Source organism: Holophagales bacterium (assembly GCA_016699405.1).
Taxonomy (GTDB): Bacteria; Acidobacteriota; Thermoanaerobaculia; order Multivoradales; family JAGPDF01; genus JAAYLR01.
The window spans coordinates 587184-602841 of the sequence record CP064972.1 but is presented as its reverse complement, the minus strand read 5'-3'; the positions used below and the strand labels follow the sequence as shown (position 1 = coordinate 602841).

Sequence of the window (15658 nt, the reverse complement as noted above, 5' to 3'; positions counted from 1 at the left end):
CTCACCCCGCCGCCGTCCGCACCCGGCCGCGGGCGAGCGAGGCGGCGATGCCGGCGGCACAGAGCAGGGCGAAGAGGACGAAGGCGGCGCGCTGCGCCCCGAGCAGCGCCGCGACCGGAGCCTCGCCGAGGCGCGCTCCACCCAGTCGCGCGGCCGTGATGGCCGCTGCAGCGGCCATCGAGAACGCCTGTCCGAGCAGGCGCATCGTGCCGAGGGTGGCCGAGGCGACGCCGTAGTCCCGGGCCCCGACCGCGCTCATCACGGCGTTGCTGTTGGGCGAGGAGAACAGTCCGAAGCCGGTGCCGAGCAGCAGCAGGCCGGCGACCACCCAGGCGAGCGGCGTCGTCTCCCCGAGCCCGACGAAGAGCGCGAGGCCCGCGGCCGAGAGCGCCATGCCGAGCGAGGCGACGCGGCGCGGCTCGAGGCGGTCGGAGAGCCGTCCGGCGGCCGGCGAGAGGAGGGCCATCACCACTGGCTGAGCGAGGAGCACCAACCCGGCTTCCCGCGCCGAGAGGCCGCGCACCCCCTGCAGGTAGAGCGAGAGCAGGTAGCCGACGGCGAAGGTGGCCGCGTAGTTGAGCAGCGCCGCGAGGTTCGAGAATGCGAAGACCGCGCCGCGGAAGAGGCGCAGGGCGAGGATCGGCTGAGCTGCCGCCAGATCGCGAACGACGAAGGCGGTCAGGGCGAGCGCTCCGGCGACGATCGCCCAGCGCGCCGGCGGAATCGTCTTGACCGTCGAGAGGCCGCCGATCAGCGCGGCAAGCCCGAAAGCGTAGAGCGCGGCGCCGCCGAGGTCGAAGCGCTCGTCGGTGCGAGCCTCGCTCTCCTTCGCACCCGAGCGAGAGAGCACGGCGGCGAGCAGGGCGCCGATCGCCGCGTTGACCAGGAAGACCGCGCGCCAGCCGAGCTGCTGGGTGATGAAGCCGCCGAGCGGCGGCCCGAGCGACAGACCGACGTAGACCGCCGCGGTGCCGATGCCGAGCACCCGGCCGCGCTCGGCCGCGGGAAAGGCCGCCACCAGCAGCGCCATCGAGGTGGCGAACGCCATGGCGCCAGCGGCACCCTGGAGGAGGCGCAGCGCGACGAGCCACGACACCGACGGGGCGAAGGCGGCGGCGAGCAGGAACGTCGTCTGCGCCAGGGTGCCGAGCAGGAAGATCCGCCGCCGGCCGACGAGGTCGGCAAGCCGTCCGAACGGCAGCAGGCAGGCGGCCGAGGCCACCAGATAGGCGGTGACCACCCAGTTGAGCGTCACCGCCGAGGCGTGGAGGTCGCGTCCGATCGCCGGGATGGCGAGGTTCAGCGAGCTGCCGAGAAACGGCGCGAGAAAGGCCGAGAGACCGACGGCGACAAGGAGCGCGGTCCGCCCGCCGTCGTTCCCGCTTGGCCGCGCCGGTATCGAGCTCACCCGGCGAGTCTAGCGGTCGTCCCGTCCTCAGGTCCGGCGAACGAGCGGTCGAGGCCGGTGGCCTGGAGAGCCGAATCGACCCCCCGCCCGGGACTCGACCTCCCGACCCCGCTCCGTGCTAACGTCCCGGGCAAGGTCTCCGCGCAATGAACGACCATCCCACCGCACCGACGCGTCGGCGAGCTCTCGGTCTCGTTCTTGCCGTTGCCAGCCTCGGCCTCTTCGCCGTCGAGGCGGCGAACGGGCAAAGTGGAACGGCCGAGTCGCCCCTCTCTCCCGCGGAGCTCGTCGTCCGGCCAATCGCCCGGCCGGTGGTGGTGCATTGGGAGGCCCGTGCCCTTGCTCCCGGGGCCCGCTTCCGCCTGCTGCGCGGCGCGCCGGGTGGGGCTCTCGAGCTGATCGCCGAGCTACCGGCCGAGGACGGCCTGCAGACCTATCGCGTTCGCGACGACGCCAGTGCGTTCCTCGAGCAGGTCTACGAGTTGCGCGTGGTGAGCCACGACGGGGTCGAGCAGGTGCTGCGGCGAGTGCGCTGCACTCGTGAGCCCGTCTGCTCGCCCGGAGTGCCGACGGCAGGTGCGGGTCGTCCGACGACGATCGGGCTGACCTTGCTTCCTTCCCTCTTCGACTTTCCCTCGCGAGACGCCGGGGCTTTCGCGCCTCCCCCCTCGGCTGTCGGTTCGTTCCGCCACGCTCCACCGGTTCCTCCGCCCCGTGAGGTGGCCTTCTCGTCGCTCTGACTGTTGTCTCGACTCGAGAAGCCTGACCTCACCCTTCGCTTCGAAGGAGGAATCCTGTGAAGAAGCTCTTTCTGTTCACCGCTTGTGTCCTGTTCGTCGCCGCCACCGCCCACGCTCAGCAGCTCAACGAGGGCTTCGAAGGAACGTTCCCGCCGACCAACTGGCAGGTGCGCAACCAGAGCACGACGATCGGCACCAACACCAACTGCTGGAACCTGTTCACCGGCACGACGCCGTGGGCATCCCACGGCGGCGCACAGCACACCGGCGCCAACTTCAACTGCACCACCGGCGCCAACACCATCAGCGGTTGGCTCATCACCGCGCAGATGACCAATCTGCAGAATGGCAACCAGGTGACGTTCTGGACTCGCAAGTCCGCGGGGGCGACCGACTTTCCCGACCGCCTGGAGGTGCGCCTGTGCCTTGACAGCACCCCGGACTCCTGCGGTGCGGCGGGCAGCACGGGGGCGACCTCGACCGACGTCGGGGGCTTCACGACGCTTGTCACGTCCGTCAACCCGACGCTGATCACTGGCGTCTACCCCACCACGTACACGCAGTTCACCGCGACCCTCTCGGGTCTGCCGGCGGGTCCCAACGCCGGGCGTCTGGCGTTCCGCTATTTCGTCACCAACGGCGGCCCGTCCGGGGCGAACTCCGACATCATCAGCCTCGACGACGTCGTGGTGACGAACACCGTGCCGGTCGAGCTGATGTCGTTCCAGGTCGAGTAGCCGCGGCTCCTCGCTGGCGAAAGGGCTGCCCCGCATGGCGCGGGAGCAGCCCTTTCTCTTGGCCGGGGGGCGTCGCCTACCTCGCCGGCGGCGGCAGCTCACGCGCCTCGCAGACCGAGTCGAAACCGGCCGCGTTGTGGGCGCCGTCGCAGAACGGCTTGTTGGCGGACTGGCCGCAACGGCAGAGCGAGATCGCACGGCGCCCGCCGAGGCCGAACGCTTGGCCCCGGGCATCGAGAAGCTCGATCGTTTCGCCGTCGCCGAGCTCCAGGCGCAGCGGACCGCGGTCCTTTACCGTGACTTTCATCGCGCGCTCCTGACGCTATTCGCCGAGAATCTTGACCAGCACGCGCTTGCGTCGCCGTCCGTCGAACTCGCCGTAGAAGATCTGCTCCCACGGCCCGAAATCGAGCTTCCCGTCGGTCACGGCGACGACCACGTCGCGCCCCATGATCTGGCGCTTGAGATGGGCATCGGCGTTGTCTTCGCCGGTACGGTTGTGCAGATAGCCGCCGCGCTGCGGATCGCTCCCCTCGTCGAACGGCGCGAGGCCCTCGAGCCAGCGCTCGTAATCGGCATGCAGCCCGCGCTCGTCGTCGTTGACGAACACCGACGCCGTGATGTGCATGGCGTTGACCAGGCAGAGCCCCTCGCGGATGCCGCTCGTCGCGAGCGCCCGCTCCACCTCGCGCGTGATGTTGACGAACCCGCGCCGCGTCGGAATCTCGAACCACAGCTCCTGGCGATAGCTCTTCATGACCCGTCGAGTCTATCGCCCGGCGTCGCCGGCCGCTCTCAGGGCGCCGCGACCCGCGACCATCGATCGAGCGATCCACCCTCGAAGCCGTCGGCAAAGACGTCGAGCAGCGTCGAGTCGATCACCTTGAAGAGCTCGAAGCCGTGCGTGCCGTCGTTGGCGGCGAAGTAGAGGGTGTCGCGCACGGCGGCAAAGCGCGACGGGCTCGAGGAGCCAGTGCCCGGCCAGACGTCGGACACCTGCAGGGTGCCTGCCTCCGTGCCATCGCTCTGGAACGCTTCGCGCCCCCATGACGGCCGCCACGCGGTGAAGTAGAGACGCCCGCGCACCTCCGTCAGCTCCTGCGGCACGGACGACTCCGCACCCGGCACGAGATCTCGGACGAGGTGGGTGCCGTCCGTGGTGCCGTCGGTCACCCAGAGCTCGAGCCCGTGCAGCTCGTCCTCGGCGGTGAAGTAGACGACGTCGCCGACGCGGACGAGATCGCGCGGCGTCGACGGGTACGAGCCGGGGTAGATGTCCTTGAGAAGTGTCGTGCCCCCTGCGGTGCCGTCGGTGCGCCAGAGCTCCGTGCCGTGGACGCCGTCGTCGGCCGTCATCACCGCGACGGCATCGAGGGAGACGATGCGCTTCTTGAGACCGTCCTCGAGGAGGGTGTACGAGTCGCGCCGGAAGGACGACGCGGGTCCGGGCCAGAGGTCCGCGATGCGGAACGTGCCGACGGTCGTGCCGTCCGTGCGCCAGAGCTCGGTGCCCGTCGCGGCGTCCGTTCCCGCGAAGAGGAGCACCTCCCCCATCGGCGCCAGGTCTTCAGGCCAGGGTTGAAGGTACCCGCCTCCTGGGGGGAGGATCGCACTCGTGCCGGCATTGGTGCCATCCGACAGCAGGAAGCCGTCCCCCGAAATCGCCAAGCCAGTTCCGAAGGGGGCGAGAAGGACCGGGTAGTAGTCCGAAGAGGCCACGCTACTGGTCGACGTCCCTCCGCTGGTGCCATCGGTCTGCACGAGCAACCCGCGGATCCAACCCAACCAACCCCCTTCCCCCCGAACGAAGAGCGGGAAGGCATCCGGTCGCGCGTAGTCGTCCGCCCCGGGAACGGTCGCAGCGAGAGTCGAGGTGCCTGCGGCGGTGCCGTCGGTCGCCCGAAGCAGAAGGTCCTGTCCATCCGTGTCGTAGAAGACCGCCTGTCCGCCGAAGCTCTGACATCGTGGCCGCAGCTGGCTCTCCACCGGCGGTGGATCGAGCGAGATCCGCTCCGTTCCGCCGGCCGTTCCGTCCGTCCCCCAGATCGACTGCGTCCTTCGCGACGCCGTTTCCGCGGAGAAGACAAGACGCGTTCCCGCTGCCGCAACGCATCCGGTCCCGGGGAGAGGATCGAGCGGGTAGTCCGACGACCACAAGGGAAAGAGGGAAGAGGTCTGCGAATTGAGCGATCGCAGGACATGCGATCCTGGCGCGCTCCCGTCGGAGATCCAGAGGCGATGGCCGGCGCTCGGAGTCCAGTCGCGAAAGAACAGGCGTCCGCCGGAGACCGGGACCGGGAGAAGACTCACGAAGTAGTCCAGTTGCGGCACTGATGCCCCCGGAGCCAGGTCGGTCAAGCGAACGGTCCCCCCGGGCGTCCCATCGGAAGACCAGAGCTCGAGCCCCTCCACGCCGTCGTCGGCGAAGAAGACGACGCGCCCGCCGACATTCGCCATCAATGAACCGATCCATGCGGGGAAGGTGAGCCCCCAGCCGCTGCCCGGCAGAAGATCCGCGACCAGCTCCGAGCTGCCGTCGTCGTCGAGGCGCCAGAGTTCGGCCCCGTGGGCTTCATCGCGAGCCCGGAAGAAGATCCGGGTGCCGATCCGCTCGAAGGCACCGGAGCTCGCGATGGGCTCCACCCCCGCCGGCAACGGCACGGCCGCGGTTCCGCCCAGCGTGCCGTCGGTCTTCCACCATGAGCTCGGGCCCAGGGTCGGGGGGCTCGTCGTGAAGTAGATCAGCGCACCGGTCGAGTCGAGGTTGAAGTTGTCGGGGTTCGATGACTCCGAGCCCGGCGCGAGGTCCGACAAGCGCACGGTTCCCGCCACCGTTCCGTCGGAGATCCAGAGCTCGGTCCCGGCGCCGTCGGTCCCGGCGAAGAGTAAGCGACCGTCGGCGAAACAGCGGAACGGGAAGCCCTTCGCGAACATGCTCCAGCCGGGCTTCGCCTCGGTGAGGCGCAAGGTGCCTGCGGCGGTTCCGTCGGTGCGCCACACGCCGCCCCCCGGATCGTCCGGCACGCCAAAGAACAGGGTCCCCGCGCCGACCGCGAAGAGGCTGATGAAGGTGTCCGGAGCCCCCGGGCTCAGATCGGCGACGAGATGGGTTCCGCCGGGAGTTCCATCCGAACGCCAGAGCTCGCTGCCGTGCACACCATCATCGGCCGCGAAGAAGAGCTGATCCCCCGCTGCGAAGAAGGCCCTTGGGAGGGAGGCCGCAGAGCCCGGGTTGATATCGAGCACCTGATGGGTTCCGAGAGCGGTCCCGTCGCTGATCCAGAGCTCCTGGCCATGGACGCCATCGTCAGCAGCAAAGAAGACAGAAGAGCCGACGGCCGCCAGTCCGCCCAGGTAGGTGCTCTGGGATCCCACGCCACAGAGCCCCGGGCAGACGTCCCGCACGAGATAGGTCCCGAGCGCCGTGCCATCGCTGCGCCAGAGCTCGAGGCCGTGAACCCCATCGTCCTGGAAGAAGAAGACCACCCCGCCGGGCCCCGCCTCGAAGTGCGGCGGTGAGTAGAACGTCTCGTACGGAGCCGTGGTCTGCGATTCAAGATCCACCACCAACTGCGCCGGGAAGAGCCCGGAATCGGGCGCCGGCGCGGGCGGCGCCGCGGCGAGAGCTGCTAATGCGAGGAGGGTTGGAGCGTTCATGTCATCTCTCGATTCGAGAAGGGAGGGTTCTCGCTGCGCTCGTCGTCAGGGTGCGAGGCTGCGCGACCATGCGCCGAGCGAGCCGCCCTCGAAGCCGTCGGCGAAGACGTCGAGCAGCGTCGGGTCGATCACCTTGAAGAGCTCGAAGCCGTGCTCGCCGTCGTTGGCGGCGAAGTAGAGGGTGTCGCGCACGGCGGCGAAGCGTGACGGGCTCGAGGAGCCCGAGCCTGGCCAGACGTCGGAGACTTGCAGGGTCCCCGCCTCCGTGCCATCGCTCTGAAACGCCTCGCGTCCCCACGCCGGTCGCCAGGCCGTGAAGTAGAGACGCCCGCGCACCTCCGTCAGCTCCTGCGGCACGGACGACTCCGCACCCGGCACGAGATCTCGGACGAGGTGGGTGCCGTCCGTGGTGCCGTCGGTCACCCAGAGCTCGAGCCCGTGCAGCTCGTCCTCCGCCGCGAAATAGACGACGTCGCCCACGCGCACCAGCTCGCGCGGCGTCGACGGGTACGAGCCCGGGTAGATGTCCTTCAGGAGTGTCGTGCCTGCCACCGTTCCATCCGTGCGCCAGAGCTCCGTGCCGTGGACGCCGTCGTCGGCTGCCATCACCGCGAAGCCGCCGAGAGAGACCAAGTGACGCGGGAAGGCCGGCGAGCTCGGATAGACCCCGTCGTAATCGGAGAACGCGGAGGCTGGGCCCGGGTTGAGGTCCAGCACCGGCAGCGTGCCCGGCGAGGTGCCATCGGTGCGCCAGAGCTCGAGGCCCCCGGCCGAGCTGGCGCCGAGAAAGAGCAGCTTGTCGCCCAGCGACACGGGCTCGTCCGGCCACTCGAGTGGCGGACCGCTCGCCGGCGGGAGATCGACGAGGCTCGCCGCGCTGCCGTCGGCCGAGCGGGTCATCCCCGGGCGGAAGCCGATCACGCCGTCGCCGAACGGCACCAGCTCTTGAGAGAAGAGCGACACCGACGTGACCGAGGTCCCCGCAGGGGTGAGGTCGGATTCGATCCAGACCGCTCCGCCATCGTCGCTCCGGGAGCCGAGCCATCTCCCTCCCGCTTGGACCAACGCCTTGCCCTGGGAATCCTGATATGCCGGCGTCGCGAAGAGCGTCAACGTTTGGGTTCCTGCGGTCGTCCCATCGCTCGCGAACAGACCCACGTCCGTCCCGGACAGCCCGTTGAAGAGGGCGTTCGTTCCGGATGTCGCGCAGTTCGCCGAGATCGTGCCGAGATCGGGGTGCGAGAGGGGCACGAGCTCCGTCGTCCCTGCGGCGGTTCCATCGGTCCCCCACACGGCCCTTCGGGTTCGGTTCTCGGTCTCTGCGGCGAACACGAGTCGGCCGCCCGCCGTAGCTCGGCAGTCGGCTCCGGTGAAGATGGGCAGCCATTGCGTCACCGTGGTCGGGAAAAAGGCCGAGCTCTCTCGGTCGAGCGCGCGGACCGCTACCGTTCCGGCTGCGGTTCCGTCGCTTCTCCAGAGCGATTGCCCACTCGTGGCAGACCAGTTGCGGAAGTAGAGCTTACCGTCGAGCACGTGATGTCTGGTGTATCCGACTAGACCCTCGAGCTGCGCGTCCGCGGCTCCTGGTGCGAGGTTCGAGATCCGCACTGTTCCTGCCTCGGTGGCGTCGCTCGTCCAGAGCTCGAGCCCATCGACGCCATCATCAGCGAGGAAGAGCAGACGGGAGCCGACCGTCGCGAGCATGAACCGGCTGTAGAAAGAGAACGGAGCGAGGCTGCCTTCGGGACCCGGACGGACGTCACGCACCATTCGAGGAACCCCGGCATCCAACACCCACGGCTCGGGCCCGTGCACGCGATCATTCGCGATCAAGAGTAGTTTCCCCCCAGCCCAAGCCAACGGGCTCGGCCAGCCTTCGAGGGAGAGGTCGGTAGGAAGCGGGATCTCGATGGTTCCCGCAGCCGTGCCGTCGGTTCGCCACAGAGCACGAGCGATTCGGTTCGGATCCGCGCTCGCCGTGGCGGTGAAATACAACATCGACCCGGCGAGCTCGAAGCTCCAGGGATCCGAGCCGGCCGAGCCCGGCATCAGGTCGACGAGCGGATGCGTACCGGCGATGGTGCCGTCGGAGATCCAGGGCTCCCAATCGTTCGACGTGACGGTCCCGGAGAAGAGCAGGTCCCCGTTCGGCAGTACGGCGAACGGCATGCCGCGGAGATGTCGGGTTTGCGAGATGCTCATCGGCCCGAGCTGGAACGTCCCGGCCGCGGTTCCGTCGGTTCGCCAGAGCCCGCCCGCTGCCAGATAGACCAGGCCGTGGCCGACACCGATCGGCTCGGCCGCGGTGCCGTCGGGCCCGGGTTGGATGTCCGCGACGAGATACGTACCCGCCGCCGTGCCGTCGCTGCGCCAGAGCTCGGTGCCATGGACACCGTCGTCGGCCGCGAAGAAGAGTTGGCCGGAAGCGACGAGGAACTTGCCCGGGACCGACGAAAGCTTGCCGGGGCGGATGTCGGCCACTTCATGGGTGCCCAGCGCGGTGCCGTCGCTCACCCAGAGCTCGGTGCCGTGGACGCCGTCGTTGCCGGCGAAGAAGACGATCCCGCCGGCAGCGGCGATCGCATCGTGCTCCGGCCAGGGCTCCGCGCCACACTGGCCGGGACAAACGTCGCGCACGAGATAGGTGCCGAGGGCCGTGCCGTCGCTCCGCCAGAGCTCGCGGCCGTGGACGCCATCGTCTTGGAAGAAGTAGACGATGCCTGCGGCTTCGACGAATTCCGGAAGAACGAAGGACTCCTGCCAATGTGGCGAAGGCTGCGCGGCGAGGTCCGCCACCAGCTGTGCCGGAAAGAGCGGCGACTCTCCAGGAGGTGGCACAGCGGCCAGGGCGAGGAGACCGGCAAAGGCCAGCGGGTGCATGGCTGCCTCCGGGAGGGGTGCGATCGAGCCCGTCGGAACGACTGACGGTCAGTGTAGCGCTTCGCGCCGCCGGGACGCCGCCCGAACGGGCGGGTGTGGGCAGTGGACCCGGCGGCGGGTCAGGGCCGCGGCCAGCGCAGGTCGGCCGCGGAGGAGGCGAAGCCGAGGTGGTCGAGCAGGCGCTGGCAATAGGCGTCGACGAAGCGGGAGAGCTCCTCGCCGCCGAGGTAGAAGGCGGGGATCGGCGGGACGACGAGGGCTCCGGCCCAGGCGAGCTGGCGAAGGTTCTCCAGATGGACGACCGAAAGTGGCGTCTCGCGGAAGCCGAGCAGCAGCGGCCAGCGCTCCTTGAGCGCCACGGCGCCGGCGCGGGCGACGAGCGTCGTGCCGGCCCCGGTGGCGAAGGAGGCGAGCGTCGAGCCGCTGCAGGGGAGCACCACCGTGCCGGCGAGCCGGTAGGAGCCCGAGGAGATCGCCGCGTCGAGCTCGTTGTCGCGGTGGACCTCGACCTTGGCGCGCGCCGCGGCGTCGAGCGTCGTGGCGTCGAGAAGCCCCTCGGCGCCGCTCGCGCTGCGGCCGAGCTCGTGGGCGAGCACCTGGCTGCCGCCGCGCGAGACCACCAGGTGCAGCCGTTCCACCTCGGGACGCGCCAGCACGAGCTCGAGGAAACGCTTCGGCAGCAGCATGCCCGAAGCCCCGGTGACCAGCAGCGCGAGGCGGCTCGAAGCGGGAGTCATCGCGCCGATCGTAGCAGCGGGCGCGCTACACTTCCGGGTGGAGCGGCTTCGCCGCCCCCTCAGGAGGACTTTCCATGAACGTATCCGAGCTTCTCGTCGCCCGCCGCGAGGCGATCCTCGACCGCGCGACGGAGTCGCTCTCGCGCGCCCACCTGCCCAGCTACGAGGCGGTCGGCGTCGACCGCAGTCGCGCCCGCCTCGAGAAGCTGTTCGACCTCGCCACCGACGCGGTCGCCCGCCGCAACCTGACCGATCTCCTCCACTACGTCGAGGGAATCGCGCAGGGCCGCTTCGAGGCCGGGTTCGCGCTCCCCGAGGTGCAGATGGCCTTCAACGTGCTCGAGGAGGCGATCTGGAGCACCGTCGTCGCCGAGATCCCGCCGATCGGGCTCGGCGAGGCGTTCGGCCTCGTCGGCACCGCCCTCGGCGCCGGCAAGGACCGGTTGGCGGCCACCTACGTCGAGCTGGCGAGCCAGGCCAAGGCGCCGTCGCTCGACCTGCGCGCGCTGTTCAACGGCACCGCCGCCGGCTGACGCGCGCCGCTCCTCCGCCCGAGTTGCCTCTCGAGGAGCGAGGGCCGGGGCAGGGTCGGCGGTGCCTTCTCCGGAGCGGGTGTCGCGTCTCCGGAGGGGCCCATCGACATTTGGGGGTTGGGCGGGGAGCCCGTCGGTGGGACGGCCGGAAAAGCGACGGGCCCCGCGGAGGAGAAGACACCACCGACCCGGGCGGGCGCGCTCCCCCCCGCCGCGGGTCCTGTCCGGCCGGCTTCCCGTCTCCGTGCTCGCCCGGGACAACGTTCCTTGAGTCGGCTTCGTTTCTCGACCCGTGCTGCGCGCGGGGACGAGAGCCCTCCGTCCGGCCACCCGCGGCTCCCCCCGGTGTCCTCGCCCGCCCGCCATGGCTCCGTCGCGGTCGGTCCGGGAAGGGGGAGTGCTAGGCTGGAGGCTCAGGCGGCCGGCCCTGCGGCCGGCGCCTCCCCCCTCACGCGCTCCGCGCGCTCCTGGAGAGATCGATGACCCCCTGGTGGCTCCGACGTCCCGAAGACAATCCCGCAGACCGCCCCGCCACGACACCGTCCGAGCCCGCCGAGGCTCCGGTGGCCGGCGGCGACGAGAGCGAGCCCGCTCCCACCCCCTGGGAGCCGCTGCGCGCCGACGAGGAGTCGACGCGCATCTTCACCGCCGTCGAGGGCGCCGACGACGGCGGCTCGGACGAGGCGGAGGACGACGGGCCCGGCGGCGACAACGCCGACGAAGAGAGCGCGGCCGACGCACCCGCCGCGCCCGGAGAAGGGGAGGGGGCCACCGAGGCCGAGCGCGCCCGCTCGCGCCGCCGCCGGGGACGCCGGCGCGGTGGTCGCGGCAACGGTGCCGCCGAAGGCGCGGCGCGCGCCGACGACCCGGCCGACGAAGCGGTCGACGAGAGCAGTGCCGCCCCGGTCGCGCCGCCGCCGGCCGCGCGGGGCACGCGGCCGTCCGAGGGGGCGCTGATGGCCGCCGGATTCGAGCAGCTCGCCCGCGAGCTGGTCGCCGCGGTGGCGCCGATCGGCCGGCAGGACGCCGCCGAAGAGCGCAAGATCGCCATGTTCTGCGACCTCGAAAACGTCGCCCTCGGGGTGCGCGACTCGGAGGTCAAGCGCTTCGACATCGAGCTCGTCCTCGAGCGCCTGCTCGAGAAGGGCAAGATCATCGTCAAGCGCGCCTACGCCGACTGGGAGCGCTACAGCGAGTTCAAGATCGCCTTCCACGAGTCGGCGATCGAGCTGATCGACATCCCGCAGCGGCGGATGACCGGCAAGAACTCCGCCGACATCAAGATGGTCGTCGACGCGATGGATCTCTGCTACGCCAAGGAGCACCTCGACACCTTCGTGCTCCTTTCGGGCGACTCGGACTTCTCGCCGCTCGTCTCCAAGCTCAAGGAGAACAACAAGTACGTCATCGGCATCGGGCTGAAGAACTCTTCCTCGGCGCTGCTGGTCGACAACTGCGACGAGTTCCTCTACTACGAGGACCTGTGGCGGGACCAGCAGAAGGCGCCGCAGCTCGACGGGCTCCCCAAGAAGAAGGCCGAGGTCTTCGCCCTGATGATCGACGCCATCCTCGCCCTGATGCGCGAGAACAAGGACGTCCTCTGGGGTTCGATGATCAAGGAGACGATGAAGCGCAAGAAGCCGTCGTTCAACGAGGGCTACTTCGGCTACTCGACCTTCTCCGAGCTGCTCGAGGACGCCGAGCGCAGCGGCATCATCAAGCTGCGCAAGGACCGCCGCTCCGGCACCTACGTCGTCGAAGGCTGGGCCGGCCGGCGCTGAGCGCGTCGATCCGAGCGGATCAGCAGGATCATCCATCTCGCCTGGCGCAGGAACCATGCGACCGGTCGAGCTCCTGGCGCGCGAGCGCACCGCCGACGACGAGGAGCTGACGCTCACTCGCCGCGCCGGCGTCTATTGGCTCACCCTCTCCGGCCAGACGCTGATGTCGAGCCTCGCGCACGGCTCGGAGCTCGCGCTCGCCAGCCTCTCCTGCACCGGGCTCGCGGCGAAGACCGGCCGGTCGCGACCGCGCGTCGTCATCGGCGGGCTCGGCTTCGGCTACACCGCGCGGGCCGCGCTCGACAACCTCCCGGCCGGCGCGTCGGTCGTCGTCTGGGAGATCTCGCCGATGGTCCTCGCGGCCAATCGCGGCGAGGTCGGCGATCTCGCCGGCCGGCCGCTCGACGATCCGCGGCTGAGCGTCGTCTCCGGCGACGTCTGGGACGCCTTCGACCGCGAGCCGTTCGACGCCATCCTGCTCGATGCCGACAACGGTCCGAACGCCTTCACCCTGCGCCGCAACGAGCGCCTCTACTCCCCCGCCGGCCTCGCTCGCCTCCACCGCAGCCTCGTCCCGGGGGGTGTGCTGGCGATCTGGTCGGAAGCGCGGGACAACGGCTTCGGGCGCCGGCTCACCGCGGCCGGTTTCGCCACCGAGGTCCACGGCGCGCGCGGCGCGGAGCGCGCCGGGACGCACTTCACCATCTTCGTCGCGCGGCGGCGCTGACGGCTCCCCGACTTCCGCGGGACGGAGCGGCGCCGATCACTCGGTGGCGAACGCCTCGACGTCGGCGGCGCTCGCCATCTGGCCGCGCGGATTCGTGTAGGAGCGGTGTGCGCCGGTCTCCGTGTCGGTGATCGTGAGGGTGAACTCGACGTCGGTGAGCGAGCCGTAGTAGACCCAGGTGTGGCCGTTGATCCCGCGGCCGTCGAGCACCTTGACCATGAGCTCGAGGTTGCCGGCGTCGAAGAACCAGAAGGTGCCGGTGTCGGTCGACTGGGGACGGGTGTGTCCGACGCCGGTCGTGCCGTCGTGCGAGCGCCACGCGACCTCCGCCGCGAAGCGTCCGCCGGCGCCGAGGCAGAGCGTCGTCTCGGACGCCGCGCAGGGCACCGGCGGATCGTCGGGGCCACCGCTCCCGCTCCCGTCCCAGCGCGCCAGCGTCGTGGTCGTCTGATCGGCCACCCAGAGGCGATCGTGCGCCACGTCGTAGACCGGCACGGCGGCGAGCGTGCCACGCGTGGCGAGCGGGACGTCGGCCTCGAGCGCGAGCGAGCTCCGGTCGAGTCGGAAGGCGTGGGTGCGCTCGCTTGCCCCGCTCCCCTCGGTCCCGAAGCTCCAGGTCCAGGCGCCGTCGGCGGTGACGGCGAGCACTTGCGCCCCGTGCGGGAGTCGCCGCCCGGTGGGCTGAAGCGAGCTGGCGTCGATCTCGTGCGGTCCGACCCAGAGCACCGAGCGCCCCTCGTCGACGAAGAGATGGCGACGGTCGGCCCCGCGCTCGAACGCTTCGAGGTCGAGATTCGGAATCGTCGCCGAAGCGAGCGTGTGGGGCGTGCCGTCGAGCGACCAGGCGGTCAGGCGCGCCGCGCTGCGCACGAAGGCGTAGAGCACGCCGCGCGCCGCGTCGAGGGCGAGCTCGATCTGCGCCGGGCCGCCGCCGGTGTCTCCGGCCTGGCCGCCGGGCACTTCGAGCGGCGTGCCGGCGCTGCCGGCGGCGAGATCGACGACCGCGATCCTGGCGTGCTCGGGGAAGGCGGCAAAGGCGCGCTGCCGCGCCTCGTCGACGACCAGGTCGGGCAGGCGGTCGGTCGTGCCGCGCGGCAGGCCGGTCGGGATCGTCGCGGTGCGCTGCGGCGAGCCGGTGCCGAGGTTGAAGAGGGAGAGCGTGCCGTCCCAGAAGTCGAGCACGAAGAGCCGGCTCCCGGCGCGGTCGGTCAGCGCCGGGTACGGCCAGGTGCCGCTGGTGAAGGGTGTCGCCGACCCAGTGGCGGGGTCGTAGAGTGTCAGGTAGCTTCCGCCGAGCCGGCTGTCGAGGACGAGTCGCTCTCCGGCGAGGGCAATCCCTTCGAGACTGTCCCCGAGACGAAGCGCCTCGGCCGGGCCCGGCGTCGCGGCGTCGACCCGCCAGACCGTGCCGGCGTCGGCGTTCGGCAGGTAGTAGGCGTCGGCGTCCGGGTCGAAGACCACACGGTGCGGCTTGCGCCCGACGGCGACTTCGCCGCGCGGCGCACCGGTCGCCGCGTCGAAGAAGAAGAGGCGTCCGGCGGCGCTCGCCACCTCTCCGCTCGCCGGCAGCGCCGAGGTGAGCACCGCGAGCTGGCCGCGCTCCTCGTCGAGAGCGATCCCCTCGAGCTCGTAGCCGGGAGGCAGCGGCACGAGGGCGCGCCGGCTGCCGTTGGCTTCGAGGATGAGGAGCTCCCCGGGAGTTGCCACGAACAGCCGACCTGAGCTCTCGTCGCGCGCCAGGCCGGCCGCCCGCCGGCCCGCCACGGCGGTGTACAGGAGGTCGCCGAGCGGCGCGCCGTCGGCGGCGCGCAGGCGATGGATGGCGCGCGTCGCGGCGGTCGAGGCGCCGTCGAGCACCAGGAGCTCGTCGGCGCCGGCGTCGTAGACGATCGGCCCGGTCCCCGGGCCGTAGGCGCTCGAGCTCCAGGCCACGGCGAGCGTCGCCGGGTCGAACGCCTGGACCCCCGGGCTCTGCGCCGAGGAGAGCACCAGGCGTCCGCGCGCGCGGTCGACGACGCCGAGGCCGAGCCCGGAGAAGGCGACGGGCCCGACGACCGTGCCGCTGCCGAGATCGATCCGCCGCACCTGGTCGACGCTCGTGTCGACCACCCAGAGCGCGTGGCGCTCCGGATCGGCGAAGAGCGACTTCAAGCGGAACTCGGCGCTCTCGCCGGTGGCCACGTTGCCGATCCAGCGCCTCGTCGTCGTGTCGAGGATGGCGAGGTCGGGCGTCAGGATCCCGGCGACGTAGAGGCGATGCCGCAGCGGATCGACCGCCGCGCCGTAGAGCTTGAGCACGTTCTCCTCCGGCGTCTGGCCGAGCCGGTCGCGCACGACGACCGAGCCGGCCGAACAGAGCGGCGCGTCACACGCGTGTGTCGGCGGCGACCACGCCGAGAGCAGGAGAGCGAGGATCGGCGTGCACGGCAGGACGCGGTCGTGGGGGAGCGCTGGCATC

12 protein-coding genes are annotated in these 15658 nt (G+C 70.8%); 5 read left to right on the top strand and 7 right to left on the bottom strand.

From position 1 onward, the window contains the following. Nucleotide 1 precedes the first annotated feature (1 nt). Nucleotides 2-1399 (bottom strand): MFS transporter, encoded by a 1398-nt coding sequence (locus tag IPJ17_02540; protein ID QQR76070.1) that lies wholly within the window; start codon nt 1397-1399, stop codon nt 2-4. 155 nt (nt 1400-1554) lie between these two features. On the opposite strand from IPJ17_02540, the gene IPJ17_02535 reads away from it, so the two are divergent. Together IPJ17_02535 and IPJ17_02530 are read left to right on the top strand one after the other, a co-directional pair. Beyond that, nucleotides 1555-2148 carry a hypothetical protein gene (locus IPJ17_02535; GenBank protein QQR74489.1) on the top strand — a complete coding sequence of 198 codons (594 nt, stop codon included), beginning with the start codon at nt 1555-1557 and terminating at the stop codon, nt 2146-2148. Between the two features lie 56 nt (nt 2149-2204). After that, the gene (locus IPJ17_02530) at nt 2205-2885 is read left to right on the top strand and encodes a choice-of-anchor J domain-containing protein (GenBank protein ID QQR74488.1); all 681 of its coding nucleotides are present in this window, start codon (nt 2205-2207) and stop codon (nt 2883-2885) included. A gap of 76 nt (nt 2886-2961) precedes the next feature. Here the strand turns inward: IPJ17_02530 and IPJ17_02525 are convergent, their stop codons facing one another. The 5 genes from IPJ17_02525 to IPJ17_02505 all read right to left on the bottom strand — a co-directional run bounded on the left by IPJ17_02525 (nt 2962) and on the right by IPJ17_02505 (nt 10159). Further along, complete coding sequence (locus tag IPJ17_02525) at nt 2962-3192, bottom strand: CDGSH iron-sulfur domain-containing protein (GenBank protein ID QQR74487.1); 231 nt, start codon at nt 3190-3192, stop codon at nt 2962-2964. Nucleotides 3193-3207: 15 nt separating this feature from the next. Continuing rightward, a complete protein-coding gene (locus tag IPJ17_02520; protein ID QQR74486.1) occupies nt 3208-3642 on the bottom strand; it encodes a YjbQ family protein in 435 nt (144 codons plus the stop codon). Between the two features lie 38 nt (nt 3643-3680). Beyond that, complete coding sequence (locus IPJ17_02515) at nt 3681-6542, bottom strand: hypothetical protein (GenBank protein ID QQR74485.1); 2862 nt, start codon at nt 6540-6542, stop codon at nt 3681-3683. Between the two features lie 45 nt (nt 6543-6587). Then, entirely contained in the window at nt 6588-9422 is a 2835-nt protein-coding gene (locus tag IPJ17_02510) for a hypothetical protein (GenBank protein ID QQR74484.1), read from the bottom strand. A 119-nt stretch (nt 9423-9541) separates the two neighbouring features. Beyond that, a complete protein-coding gene (locus tag IPJ17_02505) occupies nt 9542-10159 on the bottom strand; it encodes a UbiX family flavin prenyltransferase (GenBank protein ID QQR74483.1) in 618 nt (205 codons plus the stop codon). 74 nt (nt 10160-10233) lie between these two features. Between IPJ17_02505 and IPJ17_02500 the strand changes: the two genes are divergently transcribed. The 3 genes from IPJ17_02500 (at nt 10234) to IPJ17_02490 (ending at nt 13200) form a co-directional block, all read left to right on the top strand. Beyond that, nucleotides 10234-10692 (top strand): hypothetical protein, encoded by a 459-nt coding sequence (locus IPJ17_02500; protein ID QQR74482.1) that lies wholly within the window; start codon nt 10234-10236, stop codon nt 10690-10692. Between the two features lie 956 nt (nt 10693-11648). Next, the gene (locus IPJ17_02495; protein ID QQR76069.1) at nt 11649-12473 is read left to right on the top strand and encodes an NYN domain-containing protein; all 825 of its coding nucleotides are present in this window, start codon (nt 11649-11651) and stop codon (nt 12471-12473) included. 163 nt (nt 12474-12636) lie between these two features. Beyond that, nucleotides 12637-13200: a hypothetical protein gene (locus IPJ17_02490; GenBank protein ID QQR76068.1), complete on the top strand. Its 564-nt coding sequence runs from the start codon at nt 12637-12639 to the stop codon at nt 13198-13200. A gap of 36 nt (nt 13201-13236) precedes the next feature. Here IPJ17_02490 and IPJ17_02485 read toward each other — a convergent pair whose 3' ends face one another. Then, the gene (locus IPJ17_02485; protein QQR74481.1) at nt 13237-15657 is read right to left on the bottom strand and encodes a hypothetical protein; all 2421 of its coding nucleotides are present in this window, start codon (nt 15655-15657) and stop codon (nt 13237-13239) included. Nucleotide 15658: the final 1 nt, after the last annotated feature.